7 protein-coding genes are annotated in these 7,312 nt (G+C 43.2%); all 7 read right to left on the bottom strand.

Translation table 11 applies throughout. The annotated features are described in order from the left end of the window. A partial coding sequence (locus AC1DSE_RS10085) for a glycoside hydrolase family 38 N-terminal domain-containing protein (RefSeq protein WP_477527643.1) occupies positions 1-519 on the bottom strand: 519 nt, incomplete at its 3' end. 56 nt (positions 520-575) lie between these two features. Beyond that, a complete protein-coding gene (locus AC1DSE_RS10080; RefSeq protein ID WP_477509731.1) occupies positions 576-1,532 on the bottom strand; it encodes a carbohydrate kinase family protein in 957 nt (318 codons plus the stop codon). 57 nt (positions 1,533-1,589) lie between these two features. Further along, a complete protein-coding gene (locus AC1DSE_RS10075; protein ID WP_339203046.1) occupies positions 1,590-2,600 on the bottom strand; it encodes a LacI family DNA-binding transcriptional regulator in 1,011 nt (336 codons plus the stop codon). A 130-nt stretch (positions 2,601-2,730) separates the two neighbouring features. Next, positions 2,731-3,624, bottom strand: a complete 894-nt coding sequence (locus AC1DSE_RS10070; protein WP_477527642.1) for a metallophosphoesterase family protein — start codon at positions 3,622-3,624, stop codon at positions 2,731-2,733. A gap of 28 nt (positions 3,625-3,652) precedes the next feature. Next, positions 3,653-4,540 (bottom strand): CehA/McbA family metallohydrolase domain-containing protein, encoded by an 888-nt coding sequence (locus AC1DSE_RS10065; protein ID WP_477527641.1) that lies wholly within the window; start codon positions 4,538-4,540, stop codon positions 3,653-3,655. A gap of 27 nt (positions 4,541-4,567) precedes the next feature. After that, entirely contained in the window at positions 4,568-5,476 is a 909-nt protein-coding gene (locus AC1DSE_RS10060; RefSeq protein WP_076265569.1) for a carbohydrate ABC transporter permease, read from the bottom strand. A gap of 103 nt (positions 5,477-5,579) precedes the next feature. Continuing rightward, a complete protein-coding gene (locus AC1DSE_RS10055) occupies positions 5,580-7,310 on the bottom strand; it encodes an extracellular solute-binding protein (protein WP_477527640.1) in 1,731 nt (576 codons plus the stop codon). Positions 7,311-7,312 lie beyond the last annotated feature (2 nt).

Raw genomic sequence — 7,312 nt, 5'->3', positions numbered from 1 at the left:
AACCCATGTTGATGCCGTTACTTCCCATCGTCCTTCTTGCACACGAACTTTGATTTCTTCTAGCATTTCAGGATCATAGGTTTCAACAATATGATAGGCAGCTGCTTGTGAATGGGAAAAGCGAAAATCAGGATACTCCTGCAGCAGATCCAGCATTGTACGGAACGTATTAAGAGTCGCGGATACCGTCTCATCCCAGCCCCAAAGAAAGTTCATATCCAAGTGGGCATGAGCAGCACAAATCAAATGGTACGACTTCGCTGCTGCTGCCATTTCAGACAACCGCTGCTCTGCACTGCGAACCGTTTGCTCCCCGATGATGCCTTCTTGATCTAATGTATTCAGCAGATCGATAACAACGGGATCGATCAGATCATCATACTGACCTCCCATCACCTTTGAAACTCGATTAGCATATTCCAATTCCGCAACGATGCGTTTGCCCCATTGCCCTTCCGACACACGAGTTTTCAGCTTTACGAGATTTGCGTTCAGTTTCTCGACTTGTATGATGTCCACTCTCCTAAAACCCGCTTATAGTCTCATACATAAACCATCACTATGAATCATTAGATTCATAGTGTGGTTTCCAGCGTTTCTTTTGTTTCACCAATTCGATCTGCGATAAATTTCTCTAGCAGCTGTATGTTTGTCGTCCCTGTATTTCCACCATATTCGCTTACAGACATTGCGCCGCAAGCATTTCCATATATCAAACATTCCTCTGGATTTTTCCCTGCCAAATATCCATAAATATAACCGGCATTAAAAGAATCACCCGCTCCAGTCGTGTCGACGACTCGGACGGAGAAGCTCGAACGATAGGACTGCTGCCCGCCTACCGATGTCACCGCACCTTTCGAACCCAATTTGAGCACGATATGGCTGCTGTGTTTAGAAAGAACTTCAAGACTTTCCTCTACCGTTGTACAACCGGTATAGTGTATAGCTTCGGTTTCGTTCATGAAGAAAACGTCGATATGCTTCATTAGTTCAAAAATGCCAGGGTACCATTCCCCAGTGTCATCCCACCCCATATCAATAGAGGTCGTTACGTTTAGTGCTTTAAGCTTTTTTACCGTTTCCAAAAATTCAGCATGATTGCGGCTTCCCTTATAACAAGTCAAATGAACATGACGTCCTAATAAAACACTATTCATGTCAAGCTGCTGCAAGCTTAGCTCGGCGTTTGAACCAGCATACGTTATAAAAGAACGATCATTTTCCGGATTAATTGCAATGGATATTCCTGTATTGCTGCTGCTCTTTTTAATATATCTGGTATCGATTCCATACCGAGAAAATTGATCTTTTATAAGCTGACCAAATCCGTCCTCACCTAGAACTCCGTTAAAGGCAACCTTCAAACCTAGCTTGGCTGTTGCCAAACTAAACAAAGCTGCCCCTCCGCCGACGTGGATGGTCATATTTTGAACAAATACCTCTTGTCCGGGTGCTGGCAGCTCGTTGCAGCCCTCAACAACTAAATCAATATTCGCGTCTCCAATCACGATGACATCGTAATTTTTCAATGGTGCCTCATCTCCATCTATTTCCGATATGCACTGATGTGCTGTGCTCTCTAATCCTTATGAATCTCTTCTTATACAGCTTTCACGGACAACTAGTTTATGCTCCAAGATAATATCCTCGGTTGACGTTTCCTTATTCGTAATCTGTTTCAACAGCGCTGCCATCGTCACTTTGCCCATGTCTTGAATAGGCTGCTCCATTGAGGTTAACCTCGGACGGGCAAGCTCGGTCAGTTGACTTCCGTCAAAGCCCATAATGGAAATATCCTCTGGAACTCGAAGGTTATGATCCCAAATGCAGTTCATCGCTCCAACAGCCATATCATCACTTACGGCAAATACAGCCGTAGGCGTTTGTTTATTGCGAAGAATATCCTTCATTTGCTCGTATCCGCTTTTCACTTTATAATCACCGAACCGGATATTTTCATATATGATTTTAATGGAATGGTCTGACAATGCATTTCGATATCCGCTATACCGGTTTTGTCCCGATGTAATATCACGCATGTCGCCGCCGATAAACCCGATTTCCTCATGGCCAAGCTCAATCAAATATTTTGTCGCATCGTAAGCAGCTTTGTAGTCATCAATAATTACAGAAGCGAACTCCTGGTCCATCGGTTTAACACTAGAAAAAATAACGGGAATGTTCATCTTATGAATCAAAGCACGAATTTCCTCATTAATTTTCTCATGCATAATAATGATGCCTTCTACTCGCATTTCCTGAAACACATTGATATACTTTAATTCTTTATCTATATCCTCGATGATATTGCATACCAAAAGGTTATAATCATTAGTGCTAGCCGCCTCTTCGATGCTGCTTAAAATTGTCGAATAGAAGCTTGAGGTAAGATCTGGCACAATTACCCCAATGAGATTCGTTTTGTTGCGTACCAAGCTTCGGGCGATATGGCTCGGAGCGTATCCCAATTGATCGATGGCTTGATTCACCTTTTCCTTGAGATCGTCTTTCACATACCTCTCGCCATTTAGCACTCTGGACACAGTCGTAACCGAAACTCCTGCTACCCGGGCCACATCTTTGATTTTTGGTTGCACATTATTCACCCTTCGTGGAAGTATATTTCGTTCATATATTAGAATTATATAAGATATACTTCGACTTCGACAAACTTTCTCATCATTTATTCTTTAATATCATTCAGCCGCGAGACAATTCCTTATCAGCTTAGTTCAATTTCGCTATTTCTATCCGTGTATCGAACTCCCGTTTTCCTTCGAATAACGTAATGATTCTTGCTCCGCGCTCAAGCTCTCCGTATGTGTTGAAGCCCGTGGCACGTCCATAACACAATCGGATGCCATGAAGCTCTCCTACGTAATCATTATCATGATCATGTCCGGCAAAAGTCCCCATGACATCACCCTGCTCCAGCATTGCCGTGAATAAACCGCTGTTCAACTTCGGACAGCAGACCTCCTCGCCTTTATTGCCTATACTTTTGCCTTCCTGCCAGACTTGCTCATATTCCGGTATTGGAATATGGAAAAAAGCGAGTCCAGGCAATGCGCTGCCATTCTTCTGAGCAAGCTTTTTCGATTCGCTGCAGTACCAGTGAACCTGATCTGGATGTATCCATTCATATCCACCAACGGACTCAGGTGCTGAATCTCCGGAATCAAAAAAGTACAGAACAGCCGTATCTTCTTCACTCGCAGAACCCGCTACAGTAAGAGCATAATTCCCAACTCCATGGATGTCCTTAGGACCATCCTCAGATAAGTTATTACTATATTCCTTTAAAACTTCATTCAATCGCTGACGAGTAATACCTGTCTCTGAATCATGATTGCCATAAATGACAGCGAACGGAATGGCAGACTGGACAACATCCGCAATCGCACGGCGAAATGCTGCTTCTTGATCCTCTGTATCATAGCTGGATATGACATCGCCAGTAAGGACGATCAAATCGGGCTTCTGCGACGCAATCAGCTGCTGAATAACAGCTAACGTTTGAACATCCTTTTCAGGTTCAATTCCATTCTTGATATGCATATCGGTAAATTGAATGATCGTAAATGTCCCGTCTGATCGGAATCTTAACTTGTTGTGCTCCACCATAACTCCTCCTCGACCTAAGAGCTGATTAATCTTCAATAAATAATGGCTGAGAAAAAGCTGAATACCCGCCTTCCAAATAAACGGCTATACGGACGTATTTTTCGTCTCCTTTACACTCATATTCAGCTTGCTTGATTCGTCCTGTTGTTTCTTTAAGCACCTGTCCGTCTTTACCGAAAAACGTGACGTATTTGTACATTTTATCAAGCAAATCATTAGAGCGAAGATCAACAACAACCTTGTTGCCTTCTACACTGATCGCATCAAACCCATACCCCGTTGATACATAAAAGTTACCTTCTTTAATCGCATCAATGATAGCATCGTTCGTATTTGCCTTAGCTCTAACCACGTTCCAAGCGCGTTTTTCTTGTCCATATACGTGCGAGTCGTCATTTCCGAAGCCCCACACTTTACGACCCGCGGATAGAAGAGCATCCCACTTGTCAAACGCGATATCATACTCTGGATTGCCGTCCCCGTTATAGACTTCAACCCCAAGATAACGTTCCATCTTAAACATATCTTCTAGTTCCCAAAAATTCGAGAAATACCGATTCGGATGCACAAGCACTGCAAATCCATCGTTCGTCGTTGTTAGATCCACAAAGCGTTGATAGTTCTCAATCGTAAATGCATTGCTGTAGTTTTCCATAATCATTTGCGKCGGTTTCACGAGCAGCATATGTGTTTGCCGACTGCTTACTTCTATGGCTTCGAAAACATTCGGTATCTCTCTTTTGCCTTCGTGTTTCGTAATTTTATCGTGGTCAGAAATACCGAGAAAATCGTATCCACCGTACATTTTGTAAACCGTTTCGAGCGAAAACCAACCATCGCTGTTCGTCGTGTGATTATGAAAGCTTCCTTTAAACCAAGTCCCCAACTCTACGTATGGATTCACTATTTTCATTTTTCCCCCATCCTCTCCTAGGCTGATTTACTCTTTAATCGATCCGATCATAATACCCTTGGTAAAATAGCGCTGCACAAATGGATAGATAAGAATAATCGGCGTGACGACGATAATGATCGTTGCCATTTTAAGCGAGTTTCCTGTAACCTGCATTTTTTCGATCAAATCGTATCTAAGTCCGGCAGCCTGATTGAGCGTATCCCGCATCGCTTCCGCACTCATCAACATTTCTTGTAGAAGCGTGGACAGCGGGCGCAAAGACGATTTTCGAATATAAAATGCACCAGTGAACCAATCGTTCCAATGGCCAACGGCGTTAAACAAGCCAATAACCGCTATAACCGGCCGACTGAGCGGCATAATGACGCGCAAGAAAATCGAAAAGTCGTTATACCCATCAATTCGCGCCGATTCTTCCAAACTCGGATGGATTTGTTGAAAAAATGTTCGCATTATGATGATGTTCCATACGCTATATAAGCTTGGAATGACGTAAACCCAAATATTATTCGTCAAATGAATGGACTTAAGCAGCATGTAATAGGGAATGATTCCCCCTCCAAACAACATGGTGAAGAAAATGATCATCATAATGTATTTTCCGCCAGGCAATGTTTTGCTCTTTAATGCATAAGCTGCTGCTGCAGTCAGAAAAACACTTGAGATCGTTCCTACGACCGTTCGGAAGACTGAAATCCCAAAAGCAGTTGTAATATTGGACGTTTCAAACGCTTTTTGGAAGTTTTCCAAGGACCAAATCCTCGGCCAGAAGTAAATGCCGCCTCTTTCCGCGTCTTTACCGGGATTAAAAGCAAGTGCAAAAATATTAAAAAAAGGTAGAATGATCGATAAACACAGCGCGATTAGAAGCAAGTAGTTAATGACTCTGAAAATTCTTTCACCCGTGCTGAGCTTATAAAATTCGTTTCCCACTTTCTCCCTCCTCCGTTGAAGGAAAGGCGTTTTTACCCAGGTGCGGATAAAATCGCCTTGCCTCTTCCACTAATTTTCTGCTTCTAAATGTTGAACCTAGTCTCTAATCGTTCAGGTTTACGTCCGTTTTTGGATCGGCATCTTTTTCTGCGAGAAGCTTCAAATAATCGTCCAATCCTGCTGATTTCAATTGTTTCAAGTTGCTTTCCAACATTTTCTTAGCTTCATCAAGACTCTTGCCGTAATAAGCGCGGATCAAAGTTTCATTGTAAGCGTCCAAAGCCGCTTTAAGTTCTGAAGATCTATCAAATTCACCAAGGAACGCGGTAGGTACGTAGCTGTCAATGATCTTCGCATTTTTGTACTTTTCCTCAAAGTTCCAATATTCGATTAGTTTTAGAGCACCGTTATTGTCTTCTTTTTTCAATTTGTCGCCATATTGCATTTCCCCGAAATCAGCCAAGTTATCGGTGTCCGTGCCGCCTAGAATATCGCCCCATGAGTTGCCGACGCCTTGGAAGCCGAGCTTTTTCGCTTCGTTCGGATCTGTTGCTTTCAGATCCAACACTTCTTGTTTCACAAGTGGAAAACCGTCTGCGCCGAGCGTATAATCGCGGCCCTCCAAACCGTATTTCCAAATAAGTTTTCCTTCCTTACTAGCTAAGTAGTCCGCAAATTTAACAATCTCTTGCGGGTTTTTCGTTGTAGTTGGGATCGCCCAAGCGCTGTAGCCGGACTTAAAGCTAACTTGCATTTGGTAAGGCCCGTCTACGTTGTTAATTGGTCCAAGCGGTAGGTAATGCATATCTTGGTTGAACTCTTGATAGTTGTGGGCATCACCGATAATCGCCCATGAGCCATTCAAAGCGCCCTCTGTTGCGCGGCTTTCGTCTATCGTAAAGTACTCGGGATGAATAAGCTTTTCTTTAAGCAGCTTTTGGAAATACTCTACTTTCTTCATAGGATATTCGGTTTCTGCTTCATGAAGGATTTGACCGTCTTTCGATTTTTTGATTCGCTGGTCGTCTTCGCCCCACTGCAGATCCTTGAAAGCGGCTGAAACATCTTTACCTCCCCAAAATGATGGACCGATTGGAATCACTGGACTACCATTGTTGTCTTTGAAGTTACCGGTTTTAATTTTCTTAGCCAGCTCATACACTTCATCCGACGTCTTGATTGTGCGCGGGTCGATTCCTAGTGAGTCAGCAATATCTTTACGGATATAAGCGCCGCCTACGTATTTGTTAGATAGATAACCGCCTTGTCGATTGATATTCATATGAACGAAATAAGAAGAGCCGTTAAACTCAGGACGGAACATAACGCCGTATTTCGTATCAAGCGRCAAATAGTCATCTTGCAAATATTTGCTGTACACTTTCGTATCTTTCATAAGCGGAGTCAAATCAGTGAACATACCTTCGCGCGCCGCTTTCAAGACAACAGGCATTTCCGGTCTACCACTGTTATTGAGGTAGAAAGCAACGAAATCCGGCAAGTCGTTTGCAGCGATGCCTGCAATCAAGCCATCGATGGATTTTTCGGCTTTCATGATTTCAATTTCAAAGTCGATCCCCGTTTGCTCCTTTATTTTCGCTTTAATTTCCGGGTTCATATCTTCTGTGTAATCGTCGGTACCCATGAATACAAGACCTTTGATTTTACGATCAGCAATCCATGTAGCCGGTTTCCCTTCTGTTGTAGGTGAAACCTCATCTGTCCCGCCAGGAGCAGGTGTTTCATTATTGTTCTTGTTGCCATTCGAGCAGCCGGCGATCAGCATCGCTGTCACCAAAGGTATTGCGAAATACTTTGCCCATTTCTTACTCATGC

This window comes from Paenibacillus sp. 01L418, from assembly GCF_056400045.1.
Note: the sequence above shows the minus strand (reverse complement) of the source record. Positions and strands in the feature narration are given on the sequence as shown.